The organism is Microbacterium sp. NPDC058342 (assembly GCF_042723935.1).
Taxonomy (GTDB): domain Bacteria; phylum Actinomycetota; class Actinomycetes; order Actinomycetales; family Microbacteriaceae; genus Microbacterium.
Window position 1 is genome coordinate 859220 of sequence record NZ_JBHXID010000001.1, and the last position, 18431, is coordinate 877650.

An 18431-nucleotide genomic window follows, 5' to 3' on the forward strand; every position below is an offset into this window, starting at 1 on the left:
CGTTTCGGTAACCCGCGCCTCCCGTCCGCTTGCGCTCCTTGCGTCGACCCGGGTTCGTAAGGTGAACTAACAAACATGGATGCCTCGCCCGCAGCGCGCCCCGGCCCGGCGGGCGATCCGTCGGGCTTCGGTCTCGGCGGCCGGCTCCGCTCCGCATCCAAGGTGCTGCCGGAGCAGGCCAGGGCGCACAACCGCGCCCTGGTCCTGCAGACCCTGTATCACCGCGGTGCGATGAGCAGGGCCGACCTCGCTCGGGAGACCGCCCTGACCAGGGTGACGATATCCGACCTGGTGGCGGAGTCGATCGCCGACGGCATCATCCACGAGCTCGGCGTGCGCGAGGCCGCGGGCCCCGGAAAGCCGGCGATCGTCATCGACATCGATCGAGACGGCCATCGCATCATCGGCGTCGACCTGTCGGGGACCACGGCGTTCGACGGCGCGGTGCTCGATCTGGGCGGGCGGATGCTCGAGAGGCGCTCGGCTCCGTTCCCTCCTGGCGCGGACGCGGAGCGCGCCTACTCGACCGCACTGGGGCTCATCCGTGAACTGACGGCCGCCGTCACCCGTCCTGTGCTCGGGATCGGCGTGGGCACACCGGGTGTGGTCCGGCCGGACGGCACGATCGTGCGCGCACCGAACCTGTCGTGGACTGAGTTCCCGCTCGAGGAGCGGTTGAGCGAGGATCTCGGGCTGCCGGTGCTCGTGCGCAACGACGCCAATGCGGCGGTGCTGGCCGAATACACCTTCGCGGAGGCGCGCGCCGACGTGATGCTCATCCGCATCGGTCGAGGTGTCGGAGCCGGCCTGATCGCCGGCGGGCAGCCGCTGGTGGGAGCGCGGTTCGCCGCCGGCGAGATCGGGCACGTCGTCGTGGGAACCGATCGAGGGCCGCGCTGCGTGTGCGGTCGCGTCGGATGCCTGGAGGCATGGGTGAACGCGCCGCGCCTGAACGCCGAGATCGCGGCGCATCCCGGGCGGCGCCGCGAGATCCTCGAGGACGCCGGCGCTCGCCTGGGCATCGCGATCGCCCCGATCGTCGCCGCGCTCGATCTCTCCGAGGTCGTGATCGCCGGAGCCCCATCACTGTTCGCGGGCGTCTTCGTCGACGCGGCGACGCGCGCGCTTCACGCCCGCACGCTCGAGGGCGTGTTCGCCGATGTGCCCGTGCGCCTCAGCGATCAGGACGGCATCGTGCTGCGAGGTGCGGCCGTCATGGTGCTCTCGGCCCAGCTGGGCGTGTCGTGAACGAGGCGGCACTGCGCATCGGGCTCGATGTGGGCGGCACGAAGATCGCCGGCATCGCCGTGGACGGCGCCGGCATCACTCGAGCCGAGGTGCGCATCCCGACCGGATGGGGTTCGGATGCCGTCATCCGGGGCATCCTGACCGCGGTCACCGGCCTGCGTCACGACCTGGGACACGGGTCCGGCGGCATCCGCTCCATCGGCATCGGCGTTCCCGGGCTGGTCGATGCGGACGGCGGCCGTGTGCTGCACGCGGTGAATCTCGGCGTCGAATCGCTGCAGATCGCGAGGATCGTCGCCGAGGCGACCGGGGTGCGCTGCTTCGTGGAGAACGACGTCAAGGCCGCAGCTCTCGGTGCCGCGGCGCTGCGACGCGTCACCGAGCCGATGGCCTACCTGAACCTCGGAACGGGCGTCGCCGCCGGGCTCGTCATCGACGGCCGGATCTGGCGCGGGGCCCGCGGCACGGCGGGCGAGGTCGGGCATCTCGTCGTCGACCCCGATGGCAGGGAGTGCGGCTGCGGTCAGCGCGGATGCATCGAGTCGCTGTGCGGCGGCGGCGCGCTGGCACGTGCGTGGGGTCGCGAGAGCGCTCTGCCCGTGAAGGACATCCTGGATGCCGCCGACGCCGGCGACGCCCTCGCGGGCAGGCTGCGCGAGGACCTGTTCCGGGGCGCCGCCGCGGCGGTGCGCGCGCTGGTTCTGACCGCCGACGTCGAGACCGTGATCATCGGCGGCGGGCTCACGGCGCTCGCCGAGCGGATCGAGCCGGGCATCCGCCGGGCGCTGCGCGACGACGCCGGGGCGTCACCGTTCCTGCAGTCGCTGCGCCTCGATGAGAGAATCGAGATTCTGCCGGCCGCGTCGCCGGTGGCGGCACTCGGGGCCGCCCTGCTGGGTACTGCCGCGGTGAGCGCCACCGCACAAGAAGAGGAGATCATCGTCCATGGCTGAAGTCGTCATCGTCGAGAGCAAGGACGCGGCCGGTGCGCTGGTCGCCGACGAGATCGTGCGTCTGATCGACACCGTCGCCGCGCCCGTTCTCGGCCTCGCCACCGGATCGACTCCGCTGCCCGTGTACGAGGCGCTGCGTCCGCGACTGGCGGGCCGGGACGTCTCGCATCTGCGCGGTTTCGCACTCGACGAGTACGTGGGCATCGACCCGGCGCACCCGGAGAGCTACCGTTCGGTCATCACGCGCGAGGTGATCGAACCCCTCGGCCTCGACCCCGAGCGGGTGCGCGTGCCGAACGGATCGGTGGAGACGGTCGAGCACGCCGGTGACGACTACGACGCGGCCATCGTCGCCGCCGGCGGAGTGGATCTGCAGATCCTCGGGATCGGCACGGACGGGCACATCGGCTTCAACGAGCCGGGCTCGTCGTTCGCGTCGACCACCCGCATCAAGACGCTGACCGAGCAGACGCGCGAGGACAACGCGCGCTTCTTCGACTCCATCCACGATGTGCCCCGGCACTGCATCACGCAGGGCCTCGGGACGATCCTGCGAGCCCGGCACCTCGTGATGCTCGCCTTCGGGGAGGGCAAGGCCGACGCGATCGCGGCGGCGCTCGAGGGTCCGGTGAGTGCGATGATCCCCGGCTCGGCGGTGCAGCTTCACCCGCACGTCACGGTCGTGGTCGACGAGGCGGCGGCATCCAAGCTGCAGCTGGCGGACTACTACCGGTACACGTACGCCAACAAGCCGGCGTGGCAGGGGCTCTGATCGGCGCGCTCCGCGCGGGGTGAGCCGGGCACCGGCCGATCGTGGTCAGCGCCAGGCGAAGGCCAGCAGGTGCTCCTCGCTGAGCGGAGCGAGGGGAACGCTCGTGCGATCGCCTCGCTCCAGCCATCGCAACTCGGCGAGCTCCGCCTGAACGACGACGTCTCCGGGTTCGGCGCGCAGCGCGAAGGCATCCGCGATCACCCGGTGGTCCGGCTCGTTGGCGGCCGCCGAGACGAAGGTGCCGAGGGGTTCGAGGTCGGATTCGGCCACGCGCAGCGACAGCTCCTCGTCGAGCTCGCGGATCAGGGTCTGGGCGGGCGTCTCGCCGGGCTCGGGCTTGCCGCCCGGCTGCATGAACCGGGTCGTGCCCCGTTTGCGGACGACGAGCACGCGGCCGGCGGCATCGACGATGACGGCGGCGCTGACGCGGATGTCAGGCATCGACGAACACCTTTCCCGGGTTGAGGATGCCCTGCGGGTCGAAGACGCGGACGAGATCGCGCTGAATGCGCCACTGGTCGTCGCCGAGCTCCGCGGCGAGCCAGCGGCTCTTGAGCGTGCCGACACCGTGCTCGCCGGTGAGCGTGCCGCCGAGACGGATCGCCGCGTGGAACAGCTCGTCGGCGGCCGCCCAGATGTGCTCGGGCACCTGATCGCCCTCGAAGATGAAGTTCGGGTGCAGATTGCCGTCGCCGGCGTGCGCGACGGTCGGGATGCTGATGCCGTACGCCTGCTCGATGCGGGCGATCTCGTCGAACATCGCGGGCATGGCGCTGCGCGGCACGGCGACGTCTTCGATAAGGGTGGTGCCGAGCGCGGCCAGTGCCGGATGCACCGCTCGGCGGATGCTGAGCAGCCGTGCGCCCTCGACGGCGTCGGCGGTCATCGCCACCGAGCCGCCCGCTGCGCGGAGAAGGGCGTCGACGTGGGCCGCATCGTCGCGCGCCGCGGGACCGTCGGTCTGGATCGTCACCTGCGCGGAGCCCGCCGCAGGGGAGGGCAGGTCGAGCAGGGCGTGCACGGCGGCCAGGGCCCCGGCATCCATCAGCTCCATGATCGAGGGCTGGATGCCCGCCGCGGTGACCGAAGCCGACGCGGCTGCGGCCTGACGCACCGATGCGAAGGTCGCGGTGAGCGTGCACACGCCGCCCTCGACAAGCCGCCGCAGCTTCAGCGTCGCGCCGACGACGACGCCCAGCCGCCCCTCGGAGCCGATCACGAGCGAGGTGAGATCGAGGCCGGTGACACCTTTGACGGTGCGGTGACCCAGGCGCAGCAGGCGCCCATCGGCGAGCACGAGATCCACGCCGAGCACCGCGTCGCGCACGACTCCGTACTTGGCGCACAGCAGCCCGCCGGCGCCGGTGGCGATGTTCCCGCCCACGGTGGAGATGTCGCGACTGGCCGGGTCCGGCGCCCACCACACCCCGTGCTCGGCGAGCTGCGCGTTGAGGGCGGCGTTGAGGATGCCCGGCTCGACCACCGCGAGCAGGTCATCCGGGCGCACCTCGACGAGACGATCCATGCGCGCGGTCGACAGTACGATCTCACCGGGACCGGCGTTCGCCGCACCGGCGAGGCCTGTACCGGCACCGCGCACGACGACTCCGGTGCCGGTGGCCGAGGCGATGCGCATCGTGCGCTGCACGTCGTCGACGGTGCGCGCGTGCACGACGGCCAGCGGTCGCCCGGGCGAGCGGTGCCCGCTGCGATCGGCTCGAGCGGTCTCGAGGGTCTCGGCGGTCGTGTCGACGATCTCGCCCATCTCCTGCGTGAGCCGCTCGACGACGTTCATGCGAGTGCGCGTCGCCCGGCGATGACTCCGGCCGCGACGGCGACCACGGCGAAGGCGATGCCCGCCCACGCCTGGCCGAGCGACCACCATGCCAGCGTGACGCCGGCGTAGATGAGCAGCTCGACGGCGGCGCGCAGGAACGGATGCAGTCGCAGCACCGGACGTGGCGAGAGGAACAGGGCCCAGACCAGCAGCGTGACCACGGGAGCGCCGATGCCGATCACGACGCTCCACGGCATCGGCCAGCTGCCGAAGCCCCACAGGGCGAGAGTCGCGAGGGCGACCAACAGCACCACCACGCGGATGAGATCGAGCGGGGTGACGGCGGGGCGCACGCCGGGGTCGACGACGGAATCCTGTGGCATGCCGTCAAGTCTATTCGGCGAGTGCGTCGCCCTCGGACTCGGCTGTCTCCGGAGCCGCAGGCAGGGAGGAGGAGACGGGGGAGTCGTCCTCGTGGTCCTCCGTGGGGCTCTCGGTGGTCGTCGCGGGGACGGGAGCAGTGGCGTCCGCGGAGTCGTCCTCGGCGGGCGCATGCTCCTCCGGGCCGGCTGCGGTCTCAGCGGGGGTCGCCGTCTCGGCCGGGGCCGGGGCCGGGGCCGCAGGCTGTTCCGGGGCGGATTCGTCGGCGTCGTTCTCGGCGGGCGGCGGGCTCACATCGAGCGGGTTCCCCAGGGACCAGAGTCTGGTGGTGCTCCAGTCGCCGGGAACGCCGTCGACGACGTAGCGGAACCCGACGGAGGCGTTGAACAGCACGTCGGCGAAGTTGGGCCGCAGATGCGCGGTCGCCGTGCCATTCTCGCCGAGGACGATCTCGTCGCTGCGCGCGGAGTCGCGGTCGATCCAGACCTGGACGGTGGCGCCCGGCGTCCCGGTCACGGGCACCAGGTAATGGGTGCGGCCGTCGTTCGTGCGATGCACGGTCGCGGCGCCCCAGGTGATGCTGACCGGCTCCGTCGTGCCGGGCTCCTCCGTCCCGGGGTCGGTCCCAGGGTCCGTGCCGGGATCGGTCCCCGGGTCCGTGCCGGGATCGGTCCCCGGATCCGTGCCCGGCTCTTCCGTCCCCGGGTCGGTCCCCGGATCCGTGCCCGGCTCTTCCGTCCCCGGGTCCGTGCCCGGCTCCTGCGTGCCGGGGTCCGTGCCAGGGGTTCCGTCGCCACCACCGGGCTCCGTCTCGGGCTCGGCGGGCGCAGGGTCGACGGGCACGGGCGGTGCGACATCCGTGCTCTGCGGCGGCGCCTGGATGTCGTCATCCGCCTCGATCTCGGCCTCGGGCGCCTGCTGCGTCGGCGGCGCGGTCTCGTCGACGTCGATGATCAGCGGATCGTCCGCGGACATGGTCGCGTCGGGCGCTACCTCCGAAGAGATCGACGGCGCCGATTCCGAGGCACTCGGCGGCGAGGTCGCCGGAGCACCGCTGAGCATCCCGGGCACCACCGCGGCTGCGGCCACGACGCCGGCGACGACGAGGGCGGCCGATCCCGCACCGACGAGGGCACCGATGCCGCTCAGTGCACCCGTGCCGCTCGCTCCGCCTGAGCCCGCGGTGCCGGCACCGGCCGTGCCGGATGCGGAGGAGCCTCCGACCGCGCCGGCGGCTGCCGCGCCGCCGGTGGACGAGACGACGACCGCGCCCTCGACGACGCTCGAGGGCATCGCGGCCAGTGCCACGATCGGTGCTCCGCCGCCCTGCAGGGTCGCCAGGTAAGCGGAGGCGCCGGTGACGCCGAGCACGAGGGGCAGCAGCACGAGGGCGAGCCTGCTGGAGACATCCTTCGCCTCGGCCGCCACGATCATGCAGCGGGCGCAGTCGTCGAGGTGACGCTCCACGCGCTGCTGCGCGCGGACGCCGAGGTTGCCCCGGGCGTACGCCCCGAGCTGGCCGATCGTCCACTCGCACTCGGAGCCCTCACCGACGCTGCGCAGATGCGCCTGGATCCACGCCTCGCGCAGTCCTTCGCGCGCGCGGAAGGTCAGCTGCGAGACCGCCCCGGCGCTCATGCCGAGCAGGGTGCCGATGGCGGCCGGCTTCATCTGCTCGATCTCGGAGTACCAGAGCACCTCCTGCCACCGGGAGGGGAGCGAGCGGAACGCCTGCGCGGTCAGTCCGCGGTCGAGCTCCTCGTTCGCGGCGGCCTCGGTGCTCGTCGGGTCGGCGACCGTCTCGAGCTCGTCGATGGCCGTCTCGCGGCGCGCGCGACCCCAGGCGGCGGCGGTGTTGCGGATGCTCGTGAACAGGTACGCACGGAACGACCCGTTCGGGCCGCCGCCTTTGAGGATGGCCTGATAGATGCGCGAGTACGACTCCTGCACCAGGTCGTCGGGGTCGATGGACGAGGTCACGGAGCGTGCGACGGTGAGCCCCGACCGGTAGTGGCGTCGCCAGAGTTCGCCGAAGGCCTCGGCGTCACCCGAACGGGTGCGCAGCACGAGATCTGCGTCGCCGGTCGCCGGCCGCGATGGGTTCTGGTCGTCCACGTCTTCCCTCGTCATGCGTTCACGGGAACGCTCTCACATGAAGAGACGCGTGGATGGTCGTTTCATCACGCGTCTTCTCCATTCTCACCCCAAAAAGGGAGCCGGGGCCACCCCTGTGGACAACTCGCGGAGCCGCTCCGCAGGCGCCGCAAGAAAAATCCGTGAACCCGCGTAATGAAACGAGCGCGGTGCCGTCTCTTCTCGTAGAGCATGTCCGAAGCGCCACCGGGGGGCGGTCGCGGAGGACGTCGATGCGGGGGTACTGCATCGAGAGACATGGTCGGCACGGAGCCTCGGGGGAGGAGCATCCGGGCCGGTCGGCTCAGGGGGAGGAGAGGCCGCCGTGTGGGGACACGGCGGCCTCTCCCATGCCGGGCCCGCTGTCGGTCGGCGGCTCACCGGGTCGGGGCGGCGCCCGTCCACACGGCGCGCACGCCCAGGTCGCCATCCAGCAGCACCGCGTCGGCGACGTACCCGGGTCGCAGAGATCCGAGCGAGGCGCCGCGGCCCACCGCGCGCGCCGGCGTGGACGTCAGCGCCCGCACCGCTTCGGGCAGCGCCACGCCCGCCGCGACCGCACGGCGCAGCGCGACGTCCTGCGTGAGCGTGGATCCCGCGATCGAACCGGTGTCGTCGGCGCGCGCGACCCCGTCCTTGACGGTGACCTTCACCGCGCCCAGATCGTAGTGTCCGTCGGCACTGCCGGCGGCGGCCATCGCATCCGTGATCAGCGCCACCCGCCCGGGCGCCGCGTCGAAGAGAAGCTTGACGACGTGCGGATCGAGGTGGATGTCGTCGGCGATCCCCTCCAGGATCACGCGATGATCGGCCGCCGCGACGAGCACCGGCCCCGGCGCGCGGTGATGGATGCCGTTCATCGCGTTGAACGCATGCGTGAGGATCGAGGCGCCCGCCTCGAACGCGGCGCGGGCGACCTCCGCATCGGCATCCGTGTGCCCGACGGCCACCGCCGCGCCCGCCGCCACGATCTGGCGCACCGCGTCGAGCCCGCCCGGCAGTTCGGGGGCGAGGGTGACCTGGCGGACGGTGCCCCGGCCCGCCTCCAGCAGGCGCGCGATGTCGGCGGCGTCGGGATGGCGCAGCAGCGACGGCTCGTGCGCTCCGTGGTGCCCGGGGTCGAGGAACGGGCCCTCCAGATGGCTGCCGAGGATCCCGGCATCGGTCTCGGCGAGATCGGCGATCGCGGCGACCTGTGTCACGAGCTCATCGATTGTCGCAGTGACCAGCGAGATGACCGCACGGGTCGTGCCATGGGAGAGGTGCATGGCGCGCCCGGTGCGGATCGCGTCGGCGCCGTCGTCGTACGCTGCGCCGGCGCCGCCGTGCCCGTGGATGTCGACGAACCCGGGGGCGAGCACGGCGCCGGCTCCGGCCGCTGCTCCCGCATCGACGACGTCGTCGGCATCCGTCCAGGTCGATCCGGTGCCGCGCCCGGCGACGACGCCGTCGTCGAACCGCACCCAGCCGTCCTCGGTGACCGAGCCGTCTCCGTCGACGATCCGCACGGAGTGGATCACGCGCGAGCCGCGGAAGTCTGTGGTCGTGGTCATCTGTCGCTCCAGGGGATCTCGGGGGTGGGGTGGAATCGGATGCCGTCGGCGCGCCAGGCCGGCGCCTGCGCCCCCAGTCTCTCGCGGAACGACGCCCACGAGCGCTGCGGACCCGGGGCCGACCAGGCGACTTCCGCCACGGCCGCCAGGCGCGGATGCATCAGCTGCTCGGCATCCGCCAGGCTGCGCACCGTCTCGGTCCACAGCGGGGCCTCGACGCCGGCGATGGCGGATGCCGGGACGTCGAGCAGCGTCACGGGTTCCCAGTCGTAGGCCCTCTGGACGTCGATGACCCCGGCCCAGTCCTGACCGATCGGGAAGTGCTCGTCGTACTTCATGTCGAGGTAGGCGGCGTCCGAGGGCGAGAGGATCAGTCGCCCTCCGCGCTCGACGAAACGCGCGGCTTGGGCCGCGTGCGCGGCCTCGGGGGTCAGTGCACCCCAGAACTGACCGACCGTGCCGGATGCGAGACCGGGCGCCGCGCCGGCCTCGTGCCAGGCGACCGGAGTCTTCCCCAGGCTCGAGACGATCTCGGTGGCGCGCCCGACGAAGTACGCGAAGTCCTCGGCCGACGTGCCCAGCGACTCGTCTCCGCCGATGTGCAGATAGGGGCCGGGGGTGAGCTCGGCCAGCTCGGTGAGCACGTCGCGCACGAAGTCGTAGGTGCGCTCCTCGCGGATGCGCAGGCTGGAGTGGCCGACGCCCCAGCCCGTGTACGGCACGCCCGCCTCCGGCAGAGCGTGACCGAGCCGTGCGGCGTCGTCGAGCAGGTGCTCGTTCATCACCGGCGCCTCGACCAGTTCGGGGTATGCCACGCCGATCGCGTGCGTGTGACCGGGCATGTCGATCTCGGGGACGACGGTGATGTGGCGGGATGCCGCATACGCGACGATCTCGCTGTAGTCGGCCCTGCTGTAGCATCCGCCGCCGGCGAGTGACCCATCGCCCGTCGCGCTCGCCGTGGAGGAGCGCTGCGACAGCAGCGGCCAGGAGTCGATGTGGATGCGCCAGCCCTGGTCGTCGCTGAGATGCAGGTGCAGGTGGTTGAACTTCAGCGCCGCGGCGCGGTCGATCACGGTCCTGACCTCGTCGACGGGGAAGAAGCGGCGGGCGACGTCGAGCATCACCCCGCGGTACGCGAAGCGCGGCGCATCGGACACCACCGCGTGCCGCAGCGCCCAGCCGTCGTCGTCCTCGCGCAGCAGCTGCAGCAGCGTGTGCACGCCGTGGGCGAGACCGGCGGAGTCCGCGCCGACGATCTCGGCGTCGTCGGCGATCACGAGCCGGTAGCCCTCGGCAGCGCCGGCGGCGGGATCGACGCGGAGGACGATGTCGCCTGAGGCCGGGCCGGAGGCATCCGGGGCGATCTCCAGCCGCATCCCCGTGCGCCGGGTCATCGCGTCGACGAGCATGCGCGCGGACGAGGGCTCGCCATGCACCCGGGTCGCGTCGGTCAACCGCAGGGCACCCTCGCCCGGCACCGCCGAGTTCGGCAGGGGAATCAGCGGCAGCGATTCAGTAAGGACCATGAACAAAACCTACCGTGCACCCGGGGGCGATCCGATAGGCTTCTCGGGTCGCGACTGGCGTCTGGGTGGGTCACCACCGGGGAGCGGCCCTCTGAGGAATCGACCGCGCGCCTGGGCCGATGAGGAACACCCCTTTCCCCGTGTGAACAGGAGATCGCCATGACCGACCGCTACTTCGACGCCCCGCTCGCCGAGGTCGATCCCGAGATCGCCGAGGTGCTGGAGCGCGAGCTGAACCGCCAGCGCACGTATCTCGAGATGATCGCGTCCGAGAACTTCGTACCCGTCTCGGTGCTGCAGTCGCAGGGTTCGGTGCTCACGAACAAGTACGCCGAGGGCTACCCGGGTCGCCGCTACTACGGCGGATGCGAAGAGGTCGACGTGGCGGAGTCGCTGGCGATCGAGCGGGCGAAGTCGCTGTTCGGTTCGGAGTTCGCGAACGTGCAGCCGCACTCCGGGGCATCCGCGAACGCGGCGGTGCTGCACGCCATCGCGCGCCCCGGTGACACCCTTCTGGGTCTCTCGCTCGACCAGGGCGGCCATCTCACCCACGGCATGAAGATCAACTTCTCGGGCCGTCTCTACGACATCGTCGCCTACGGCGTGAACCCCGAGACCTCGAAGATCGACATGGACGAGGTGCGTGCGCTCGCCCTCGAGCACAAGCCGAAGGTCATCATCGCGGGCTGGTCGGCCTACCCGCGCCAGCTCGACTTCGCCGCCTTCCGTGCCATCGCCGACGAGGTCGGCGCCCTGCTGTGGGTCGACATGGCGCACTTCGCCGGACTGGTCGCGGCGGGACTGCACCCGAACCCGGTGCCGCACGCGCACGTGGTCTCCTCGACCGTGCACAAGACCATCGGCGGACCGCGCTCGGGATTCATCCTCACCAACGACGCCGACATCGCCAAGAAGATCAACTCGGCGGTCTTCCCGGGCCAGCAGGGCGGCCCGCTCATGCACGTGATCGCAGCCAAGGCGACCGCCTTCAAGCTCGCCGCGACGCCGGAGTTCAAGGAGCGCCAGGAGCGCGTGCTGCGCGGCGCCGCGATCATCGCCGACCGCCTGACCCAGCAGGACGTCAAGGACGCCGGCATCGCCGTGCGCTCGGGCGGCACCGACGTGCACCTGGTGCTCGTCGACCTGCGCGACGCCGAGATCGACGGCAAGCAGGCCGAGGACCTGCTGCACGAGATCCACATCACCGTCAACCGCAACGCCGTCCCGAACGATCCGCGTCCTCCGATGGTCACCAGCGGACTCCGGATCGGCACTCCCGCGCTCGCCACGCGCGGCTTCGGGGATGCCGAGTTCACCGAGGTCGCCGACATCATCGCGCTGGCGCTGCAGCCCGGTGCCGACGTCGAGTCGCTGCGCGCCCGCGTGGACGCGCTCGCCGAAGCGTTCCCGCTGTACCCGGGCCTGCAGCAGTGACCGCGAGGATCCTGGACGGGAAGGCTGCCGCAGCGGCGATCAAGAGCGAACTGACCGAGCGGGTCGCAGCGCTGCGCGAGCGAGGGATCGTTCCCGGCATCGCCACCGTGCTGGTCGGGGCGGACCCGGCGTCCCAGCTGTACGTCGGCATGAAGCACCGCCAGTCCGAGGCTGTCGGGATGAACTCGATCCAGCGCGAGCTGCCCGCCGATGCGACGCAGGCCGACGTCGAAGCGGTGATCGACGAGCTCAACGCCGATCCCGACTGCCACGGGTACATCGTGCAGCTGCCGCTGCCGAAGCATCTCGACACGGATGCGATCCTCGAGCGCATCGATCCCGCGAAGGACGCCGACGGCCTGCACCCGACCAACCTCGGCCGGCTGGTGCTGAACGTGAACGGCCCGATCCACACTCCGCTGCCCTGCACGCCGAGGGGCGTGATCGAGCTGCTGCTGCGCAACGACTTCGAGCTGAACGGCAAGCACGTCGTCGTCGTGGGACGAGGCGTCACGATCGGGCGCCCGATGGGGCTGCTGCTCACCCGTCGCGCCATCAACGCCACGGTCACTCAGGTGCACACCGGCACGCCCGACATGTCGCCGTATCTGCGCCAGGCCGATGTGATCGTCGCCGGCGCCGGGGTGAAGCATCTCATCACCGCGGCGGATGTGAAGCCCGGTGCGGCCGTGCTCGATGTGGGCGTGACCCGCGAGACCGACGCCGAGACCGGCAAGTCCAAGGTCTACGGCGACGTGCACCCGGATGTCGCCGAGGTCGCGGGCTGGATCTCGCCGAACCCCGGCGGCGTCGGCCCGATGACGGTCGCGCTGCTCATGACCAACGTGGTCGAGGCGGCCGAGCGCTGGGCTGACCGGGCGTAGGTCAGGCGGATGCGGCGGGTGCGCCGCCGGTCAGGGAGCCCTCGATGCCGGTGATGCGCGCGTACTCGTCGAAGCGGAATGTGGCGGAGCCGGTGGCATCCGTGATGGTCGCGGCCGTGAAGCCGTCGCCGACCCACTCCAGCCGCCAGCCGGCGAGCCTCGCCAGATCCCAGACCGATGCGCGGGGATCTCGCAGAGCGAGACCGGACAGGATGCGGGGGATTCTCGGCACGGCGGCGCTCACGGTGAGCGGGTCGATCGGAGCATCCAGCAGCAGCACGGCCCTCGTGCCGCCCGCCGGAGCGGAATAGTACGGCGACAACCCGGTGATCTCGACTGCCGCGCCCGCGATCACGTGCGCGAGCTCGGCGATCCACGTGTCGAGGTCGTCTCCGGTGTCGTCGGGGAAGACGACCTCGCCCTCGGTGAGCGCCGGGATGCCGTGCTCCTCGCCGTAGGCGCGGAGACGCCCGCCGGTTCCCGTGCGATCGCCCTGTGGAAGGGCCCAGGACCACATCAGCGAACGCGGACCCGGCGCGATCGAGGCGATCAGGTGCGGGCTCGCGACCAGCGTGCGCTCCGGGTGGTCCGTGGATGCGAACGTGAAGGTGCCCGCTTCCAGATCAGCGTCCCAGCGGTGCTCGCCGAGAGCATCCGTCGCCTCGGCGAGCTGGTCCTGGCGGAGGGCGGTGAACAGGGCGGCCCGATCAGCGAGGGCCTCGAGCGTCTCGAAGGTCATCGCCCCAGTCTGGCGGGCGATGCTATGCCTGCGCCATGCGGATGGATGACCGTCCGACCGTCTTCACCCGGATGCTGTCAGCGCAGCGAATCCAGGAGTCGCGAGAGGATCGCGGGTCCGTCCTGACGGATGCCGTCGTGCTGATAGCGGTTGGTCACGTCGAGGCGGATGCCGCGAATGGCGGACGCCGTCTCGAGGGACAGGTCCGCAGGCACGAACATGTCGTCGAGGTACACGGCCGCGGCGACCGGCACCTCGTTGGAGCCGAGCGCCGCGCGATCCACCAGGGCTGTCCAGCCGTCGTGCTCGGCCAGGGCCTCGGCGGCTTCCGCGAAGGGCACGAGGGCAGGGTCCTGGACGAACAGCCACGGGAAGATCATCTCGCCGGTGAAACGGAACGCGCCGTCGGTACGGGCGCTGAACTCCGGCGACTCCGCGCGCATCCGGTGCGCCGACCAGCGGGTGGGTCGCCCGTCGGAATAGATCGACTCGTGCAGCACCGCATACAGCGGGTTGCGCCCGAACGACAGCACGCCCCCGGCCTCGACGAGGAACGCGTCGCTGAGCCGTCGTCCGGCCGGGGTCGGCGCAAAGGCGGACTCCAGCTGGTAGGCGATCGCGGCGAAGCCGCTCTGCGAGCCGAGCTGGATCCCGAGGGACTGGAAGCGCTCCGGTGTCAGTCGCTCGCCGGTCGGGAGCCGCTCGTCGTGCTCCTCGAGATGCTGCACGACGTCACGGCAGAGCTGCTCGAGACCGGGGTGGGTCTCGAAGAGCTCGTCGCTGCGGCGCGCGGTCTGCGCGTAGGTGCGGCGGTACACCTCGTCCGGGTCGCCGCTCAGCGTCGGAAGGCCGGCGGTGATGAGGGCCCTGTCGAGCGACTGCGGGTGACGGGACAGGTAGCTGGTGGCGATGAAACCGCCGAAGCTCTGCCCGAGGATGCTCCAGGTGCGCGCACCGAGCGCGACGCGCAGCGCCTCCGCGTCGGCGACGATCGCGTCAGCGCGGAAGTGCGTGAGCCTTTCGGCCACCTGCTGAGGGGTGCGGCCCCCGATCGTGGCGCGCGACACGGGCGATGACAGTCCCGTGCCGCGCTGATCGATCAGCACGACGCGGAACTGCTCCAGTGCGCGGCCCAGCCAGCCGGACGCGTTCAGAGGCCGGTCGGCGCGGTTTCCGGGACCACCCTGGAACCAGGCGAGCAGTGGGAGATCGCTGCGCGCACCCGCCACCGAGGCGACCTCACGCGCGAAGACCTCGATCTGCTCGCCGCCCGGCAGGGCGTGGTCGAGCGGCACCCGCAGGCGGTGCTCGACCACGACCAGCTCTCCCACGCGCCGGGCGGGGGAGGAGATCAGCGACGCTGAGGTCACGCCGAGTATCCCTCGACGCCCATGCGCGCGCAGATCGCCACGATCTCGGGATGCACGTAGCGGCCGTCCACCTCGAGGGGCTCGCCGTCGAGGTGGATCGACGGGAGATTCATGCTCGCGTCCGTATGGGCTGCCGCCTCCCACGGCTCGCCGCCGATCCAGGCGCCTTTGGTGCCCATGCCGAATTCGACGGTGCCGAAGACGCGCTCGTCTTCGACGATGCGACCGGTGAGCTGAGGCACGCCCGGGTTGAAACCGAGGCTCCAGTGCGCGAGCCGGTACATGTTCGGGTCGTCGTGCGACGCCATCCAGTTGGCGAACACCGCAGCATCCGTGCCGGGGCCGGTGAGCTCGGTGATGACGCCGTTCTCGACGGTGCAGCGGATCGGGCTGTTCAGCAGGCCGAGCTCGTTCGGCGGCCAGGCGCCGCCGTCGAACACCACGGTCCCGTTCTGGGTCTCCTCCAGCGGGTTGAAGGAGATCTGGCCGGAGAGCATGACCGACTGGCCGGGCTGGGTCGCCGGCAGGCCGCGGAGGTTGATCGGACGGCCGCCGATCCTGGCGGTGACGTCGGTGCCCGCCGGGCTGGTGATGCGGATCTCGTCGGCCTTCTCGATCAGATGCACCAGCGCCCAGCCCAGCTCGGTCACTTCGGCGTAGTCCACGCGTGCGACGGTGTCGACCAGCATCTGCACGTCCATACCGGTGAGGTTGATGTAGCGGGCACCGCCTGCCAGCGCCGCGCGGAACGCGTGTGAGTGCATGATGTAACCGAGCTGATACTCGATCCACACGTCCGCGGCGGCGACGGCCGCGGCGATCGGGGCCGGAGGCTCGGCCGCACTCGTCGAACTCGTCGGGTAACGGATCACGACGGGGTTCGCCCCGGCGGCGAAGGCCGCGGCGGCGGTGACGTCGACGACGCGCTGATCGGATGCCGTGTCCGCCGTGATGACGACGTTCTCGCCCGGCTTCACCAGCATGATCTCCTCGATCAGCGTCCGAGCGCCGCGCTGGGCCTCGAAGTTCAGGTACTCGGGCCGGCTTTCGATGCGGCTGACGACTTCCACTTTCTCTCCTTCGTGCGGGGCCGCCCGTGGCGACCGGGGGTTTACTTGAAGACCTGAGCGGTGCCCCAGACGGCGTCGCCGGCGATGACGCCGGCGCCGAACAGGACGATCTCGTTGTGGCCCTTCTCGCCGCGCCACTTCTCCCAGATGACGCGGGCGACGAGACCGATGATGACGAGCACTCCCGCCCAGGGCGTCGCGATCAGCAGCCCGGTGGCGAGCATGACGCCCATCTGCCGGGAGGCGCCGCCGACGAGCTGGATCAGAGCGCCGGGGATGGCCCACATCGCCAGGGTCAGCCAGATGCCGGGGTCGGTGAGACCCTGCGTGATCGTGTCGGCGAAGACCTTCGACACGGGAGGGATCTGCGCGTTCGCGAAGAATGGCTGCCAGAGGATCGCGACCATCGCGATCGCGACGAGGAAGCCGATGACCGATGAGATGAACTGCTGCTTGCGGCCGTCCAGCTCGAACGCCGTGTAGGGACGCTCGCCGCGACGCAGGATCCACCCCGCCTTGAGGTCGTAGCCCATGTCGGCGAAGGCCGGACCGGTGGCGGCGCAGTAGCCGATGAGCATCGTGAGAGGCACGACGGGGATGCCGATGAGCAGACCGATGACGAGGAAGATCAGGGTCACTGCGAATGCCGGGAACCATCCGGAGTGCATCGCCGCGAGACCCACGATGAGCTCGTGCACGATGGCGGCCACGGCGGCGAAGAGCGCCCATCCGATCAAGGCGTACCAGGGCAGCTCGCTCCAGAGGCCGCCGACGACGGCCAGCAGCACGGCGCCGCCCAGATAGAGCGCGAAGCCGTTGCGCAGGATGGCGCGCAGCGAGCGTCGCGACACCGTCGCGACGACGGAGGGGTCGGCCGTGCTCTCGGCGTCGACGGACAGTCGCTCGGTGCGCCTGGAGAGCAGGATCCGCGCGGCCTGGAACAGGGCGACCACGCCCGCGCCGATCATGACTCCGTGGGGAATGTACGCAGCCGAGAGGGAGATTCCGGTGGTGGCCGGGACGATCTGGTTGGTCACCAGTCCCAGAGCGAACATCGACAGGGCCCAGACGTTGCCGAGGAACGCGACGCCGAACGCCGACATCGGCAGCCCGAAGAACGACGCTCCGACGCCGACCGCGGCGCCACCCGCGAGGATCAGCGCGCGGCGACCGCCTCGGTCTCCCGCCTTGATCGTCTCGGCCGCGGCGACTCCGGGAGGCCAGGCGGCGGTGGCGGGGAGGAACTCCGAGCCGAAGGCCCGGTAGAGGATGAACCCGTCCACCAGGAGCGCGAAGGAGGCGCCGATCAGCATCGGCCACACGAGATCCGGTCGGCCGATCGCGAAAGGGATGGCGATCGGTGTGAGCAGGGAGTTGGCCGCGGCGAAGGTGGCGCCCGAGATGCTGCTTTGGGCCAGGTTCTGACGGTGAGTGCTGCGGAAGCGACCGAGCCCGAGGAAGGACAGGCGTCCGATCACCATCGCGACCAGGGCGCCGATCACCGAGGTGTTCGCCGAGATGCCCAGCGTCGTGACGAGGTGGAGGCCGATGACGGCGCCTCCGACGCTCAGCAGGATGGTGACGATCAGCGTGGTCGGCTCGAGAGCGCGCGGGTGTCGGGAGGGCGTCTTCTCGCTGATGAATGCGCCGGTGTCGGTGTGGGAGCTCATGCGGGTGGTCCTTACGTGTCGGCGGTGACCTAGCCAGTGTGCGAGCACGGTTCGGCTTTGCCAAGCGGTTCCCGTTATCTGGGAAAGCGTCCCGCTGACGGACGGAGCGCCTCTACAGTGAGGGGGTGCCGACGACATCGCTGCAGACTGTCGAGCGGGCGCTCGGCGTCCTGCTCTCGTACTCGGAGACGCGCACGGAGTGGGGCGTCACCGAGCTCGCCGAGGCCTTCGGGCTGAGCACGTCGACCGCGCAGCGCCTGCTCGCGGCGCTCGCCGAGCAGGGATTCCTGCGTGTCGTCCCCTACAGCCATCGCTACCGGCTCGGCCCCGCGCTCTGGCGGATGGCCATGCTCTGGGAGCGCACGGGCGGACTCGCCGCCCTCGCGGACCCCGTGCTCACCGAGCTCGCCGCGACCACCCGGCGCACGGCCGTCTTCGCGATCCCCGACGGCGGTCACGTGCGCGTCGTGGCCGCGGTCGACGGCTCCAGCGGCCCGCCTCGCTCCCACCTGTTCCGGGGCGCCCTCTACCCCGCGCACGCGGGAGCGGCGTCGCGCGCGTACTTCGCGTTCCTCGACCGTGTCGAGCGGCGCGCGCTGCTCGACGACCGGCCCTTCGGACGGTTCTCCGATCAGACTCCGGCGGATCTGGCGGCGCTGGAGACGGAGTTCGACAACACGGCGAGGCTGGGCTACGCGCTCTCCGAGGGTGAGTACGACACGCGCACCCGCGCCCTGGGACTGCCCGTGCGGATGGGTACCCGTCCCGTGGCATCGGTCTCGATGATCGAAGACGTCGCCTCGCAGCCCGACGATGCGCTTCTCGACCACCTGGTGGCGCTCGAGGCCGCGGCCGGACAGCTCAGCGCGGCGCTCATGACGCGCGTCACGCGAGCCGCTGCACCGAGCGCGGGCTGAC

16 protein-coding genes and 1 riboswitch are annotated in these 18431 nt (G+C 71.2%); of the genes, 6 read left to right on the forward strand and 10 right to left on the reverse strand.

Going from position 1 to position 18431, the window contains the following annotated elements:
• Positions 1-75: 75 nt before the first annotated feature.
• Genes ACFWHT_RS03825 through ACFWHT_RS03835 form a run of 3 tightly spaced genes read left to right on the forward strand, consistent with a single transcriptional unit; the run spans position 76 to position 2973 of the window.
• On the forward strand, positions 76-1248 hold the full coding sequence (locus ACFWHT_RS03825; RefSeq protein ID WP_378825624.1) for an ROK family protein: 1173 nt from the start codon (positions 76-78) through the stop codon (positions 1246-1248).
• Positions 1245-2201: an ROK family protein gene (locus ACFWHT_RS03830; protein WP_378825625.1), complete on the forward strand. Its 957-nt coding sequence runs from the start codon at positions 1245-1247 to the stop codon at positions 2199-2201. Before ACFWHT_RS03825 ends, ACFWHT_RS03830 begins: the two co-directional genes overlap by 4 nt.
• Positions 2194-2973: a glucosamine-6-phosphate deaminase gene (locus ACFWHT_RS03835; protein WP_378825627.1), complete on the forward strand. Its 780-nt coding sequence runs from the start codon at positions 2194-2196 to the stop codon at positions 2971-2973. Before ACFWHT_RS03830 ends, ACFWHT_RS03835 begins: the two co-directional genes overlap by 8 nt.
• A 45-nt stretch (positions 2974-3018) precedes the next feature.
• Here the strand turns inward: ACFWHT_RS03835 and ACFWHT_RS03840 are convergent, their stop codons facing one another.
• From ACFWHT_RS03840 to ACFWHT_RS03865, 6 genes are all read right to left on the reverse strand, one after another.
• Positions 3019-3414 (reverse strand): NUDIX domain-containing protein, encoded by a 396-nt coding sequence (locus ACFWHT_RS03840; RefSeq protein WP_378825629.1) that lies wholly within the window; start codon positions 3412-3414, stop codon positions 3019-3021.
• Entirely contained in the window at positions 3407-4768 is a 1362-nt protein-coding gene (locus ACFWHT_RS03845) for an FAD-binding oxidoreductase (protein ID WP_378825630.1), read from the reverse strand. The genes ACFWHT_RS03840 and ACFWHT_RS03845 overlap by 8 nt, the downstream gene beginning before the upstream one ends.
• Complete coding sequence (locus tag ACFWHT_RS03850) at positions 4765-5133, reverse strand: YrdB family protein (protein WP_378825632.1); 369 nt, start codon at positions 5131-5133, stop codon at positions 4765-4767. Before ACFWHT_RS03850 ends, ACFWHT_RS03845 begins: the two co-directional genes overlap by 4 nt.
• A 10-nt stretch (positions 5134-5143) precedes the next feature.
• Positions 5144-7261, reverse strand: a complete 2118-nt coding sequence (locus ACFWHT_RS03855; RefSeq protein ID WP_378825634.1) for a sigma-70 family RNA polymerase sigma factor — start codon at positions 7259-7261, stop codon at positions 5144-5146.
• Between the two features lie 380 nt (positions 7262-7641).
• Positions 7642-8817 (reverse strand): N-acetylglucosamine-6-phosphate deacetylase, encoded by a 1176-nt coding sequence (locus ACFWHT_RS03860; protein ID WP_378825637.1) that lies wholly within the window; start codon positions 8815-8817, stop codon positions 7642-7644.
• Entirely contained in the window at positions 8814-10346 is a 1533-nt protein-coding gene (locus tag ACFWHT_RS03865) for a beta-N-acetylhexosaminidase (RefSeq protein WP_378825639.1), read from the reverse strand. Before ACFWHT_RS03865 ends, ACFWHT_RS03860 begins: the two co-directional genes overlap by 4 nt.
• A gap of 40 nt (positions 10347-10386) precedes the next feature.
• Positions 10387-10470: riboswitch (ZMP/ZTP riboswitch) on the forward strand.
• A gap of 35 nt (positions 10471-10505) precedes the next feature.
• Between ACFWHT_RS03865 and glyA the strand changes: the two genes are divergently transcribed.
• Positions 10506-11780, forward strand: coding sequence for a serine hydroxymethyltransferase (gene glyA / locus ACFWHT_RS03870; protein WP_378825641.1), 1275 nt, complete (start codon positions 10506-10508; stop codon positions 11778-11780).
• Positions 11777-12664: a bifunctional methylenetetrahydrofolate dehydrogenase/methenyltetrahydrofolate cyclohydrolase gene (locus ACFWHT_RS03875; RefSeq protein WP_378825643.1), complete on the forward strand. Its 888-nt coding sequence runs from the start codon at positions 11777-11779 to the stop codon at positions 12662-12664. The genes glyA and ACFWHT_RS03875 overlap by 4 nt, the downstream gene beginning before the upstream one ends.
• 1 nt (position 12665) lies before the next feature.
• On the opposite strand, the gene ACFWHT_RS03880 is transcribed toward ACFWHT_RS03875, so the two are convergent.
• The 4 genes from ACFWHT_RS03880 to ACFWHT_RS03895 form a co-directional block, all read right to left on the reverse strand.
• The gene (locus tag ACFWHT_RS03880; RefSeq protein ID WP_378825645.1) at positions 12666-13403 is read right to left on the reverse strand and encodes a DUF6882 domain-containing protein; all 738 of its coding nucleotides are present in this window, start codon (positions 13401-13403) and stop codon (positions 12666-12668) included.
• Between the two features lie 77 nt (positions 13404-13480).
• Positions 13481-14773, reverse strand: a complete 1293-nt coding sequence (locus ACFWHT_RS03885) for an alpha/beta fold hydrolase (protein ID WP_378825647.1) — start codon at positions 14771-14773, stop codon at positions 13481-13483.
• On the reverse strand, positions 14770-15843 hold the full coding sequence (locus ACFWHT_RS03890) for a hypothetical protein (RefSeq protein WP_378825649.1): 1074 nt from the start codon (positions 15841-15843) through the stop codon (positions 14770-14772). The genes ACFWHT_RS03885 and ACFWHT_RS03890 overlap by 4 nt, the downstream gene beginning before the upstream one ends.
• 41 nt (positions 15844-15884) lie before the next feature.
• The gene (locus tag ACFWHT_RS03895; protein WP_378825652.1) at positions 15885-17513 is read right to left on the reverse strand and encodes an OPT/YSL family transporter; all 1629 of its coding nucleotides are present in this window, start codon (positions 17511-17513) and stop codon (positions 15885-15887) included.
• Between the two features lie 125 nt (positions 17514-17638).
• On the opposite strand from ACFWHT_RS03895, the gene ACFWHT_RS03900 reads away from it, so the two are divergent.
• Entirely contained in the window at positions 17639-18430 is a 792-nt protein-coding gene (locus ACFWHT_RS03900) for an IclR family transcriptional regulator (protein ID WP_378825654.1), read from the forward strand.
• Position 18431 lies beyond the last annotated feature (1 nt).

What these genes read in the sequence shown, in the direction of transcription:
- ACFWHT_RS03825 (WP_378825624.1), top strand. Translation starts at nt 76, where the DNA reads ATGGATGCCTCGCCCGCAGCGCGCCCCGGCCCGGCGGGCGATCCGTCG.
- ACFWHT_RS03835 (WP_378825627.1), top strand. Translation starts at nt 2,194, where the DNA reads ATGGCTGAAGTCGTCATCGTCGAGAGCAAGGACGCGGCCGGTGCGCTG.
- ACFWHT_RS03840 (WP_378825629.1), bottom strand. Translation starts at nt 3,414, where the DNA reads ATGCCTGACATCCGCGTCAGCGCCGCCGTCATCGTCGATGCCGCCGGC.
- ACFWHT_RS03845 (WP_378825630.1), bottom strand. Translation starts at nt 4,768, where the DNA reads ATGAACGTCGTCGAGCGGCTCACGCAGGAGATGGGCGAGATCGTCGAC.
- ACFWHT_RS03850 (WP_378825632.1), bottom strand. Translation starts at nt 5,133, where the DNA reads ATGCCACAGGATTCCGTCGTCGACCCCGGCGTGCGCCCCGCCGTCACC.
- ACFWHT_RS03855 (WP_378825634.1), bottom strand. Translation starts at nt 7,261, where the DNA reads ATGACGAGGGAAGACGTGGACGACCAGAACCCATCGCGGCCGGCGACC.
- ACFWHT_RS03860 (WP_378825637.1), bottom strand. Translation starts at nt 8,817, where the DNA reads ATGACCACGACCACAGACTTCCGCGGCTCGCGCGTGATCCACTCCGTG.
- ACFWHT_RS03865 (WP_378825639.1), bottom strand. Translation starts at nt 10,346, where the DNA reads ATGGTCCTTACTGAATCGCTGCCGCTGATTCCCCTGCCGAACTCGGCG.
- glyA (WP_378825641.1), top strand. Translation starts at nt 10,506, where the DNA reads ATGACCGACCGCTACTTCGACGCCCCGCTCGCCGAGGTCGATCCCGAG.
- ACFWHT_RS03880 (WP_378825645.1), bottom strand. Translation starts at nt 13,403, where the DNA reads ATGACCTTCGAGACGCTCGAGGCCCTCGCTGATCGGGCCGCCCTGTTC.
- ACFWHT_RS03895 (WP_378825652.1), bottom strand. Translation starts at nt 17,513, where the DNA reads ATGAGCTCCCACACCGACACCGGCGCATTCATCAGCGAGAAGACGCCC.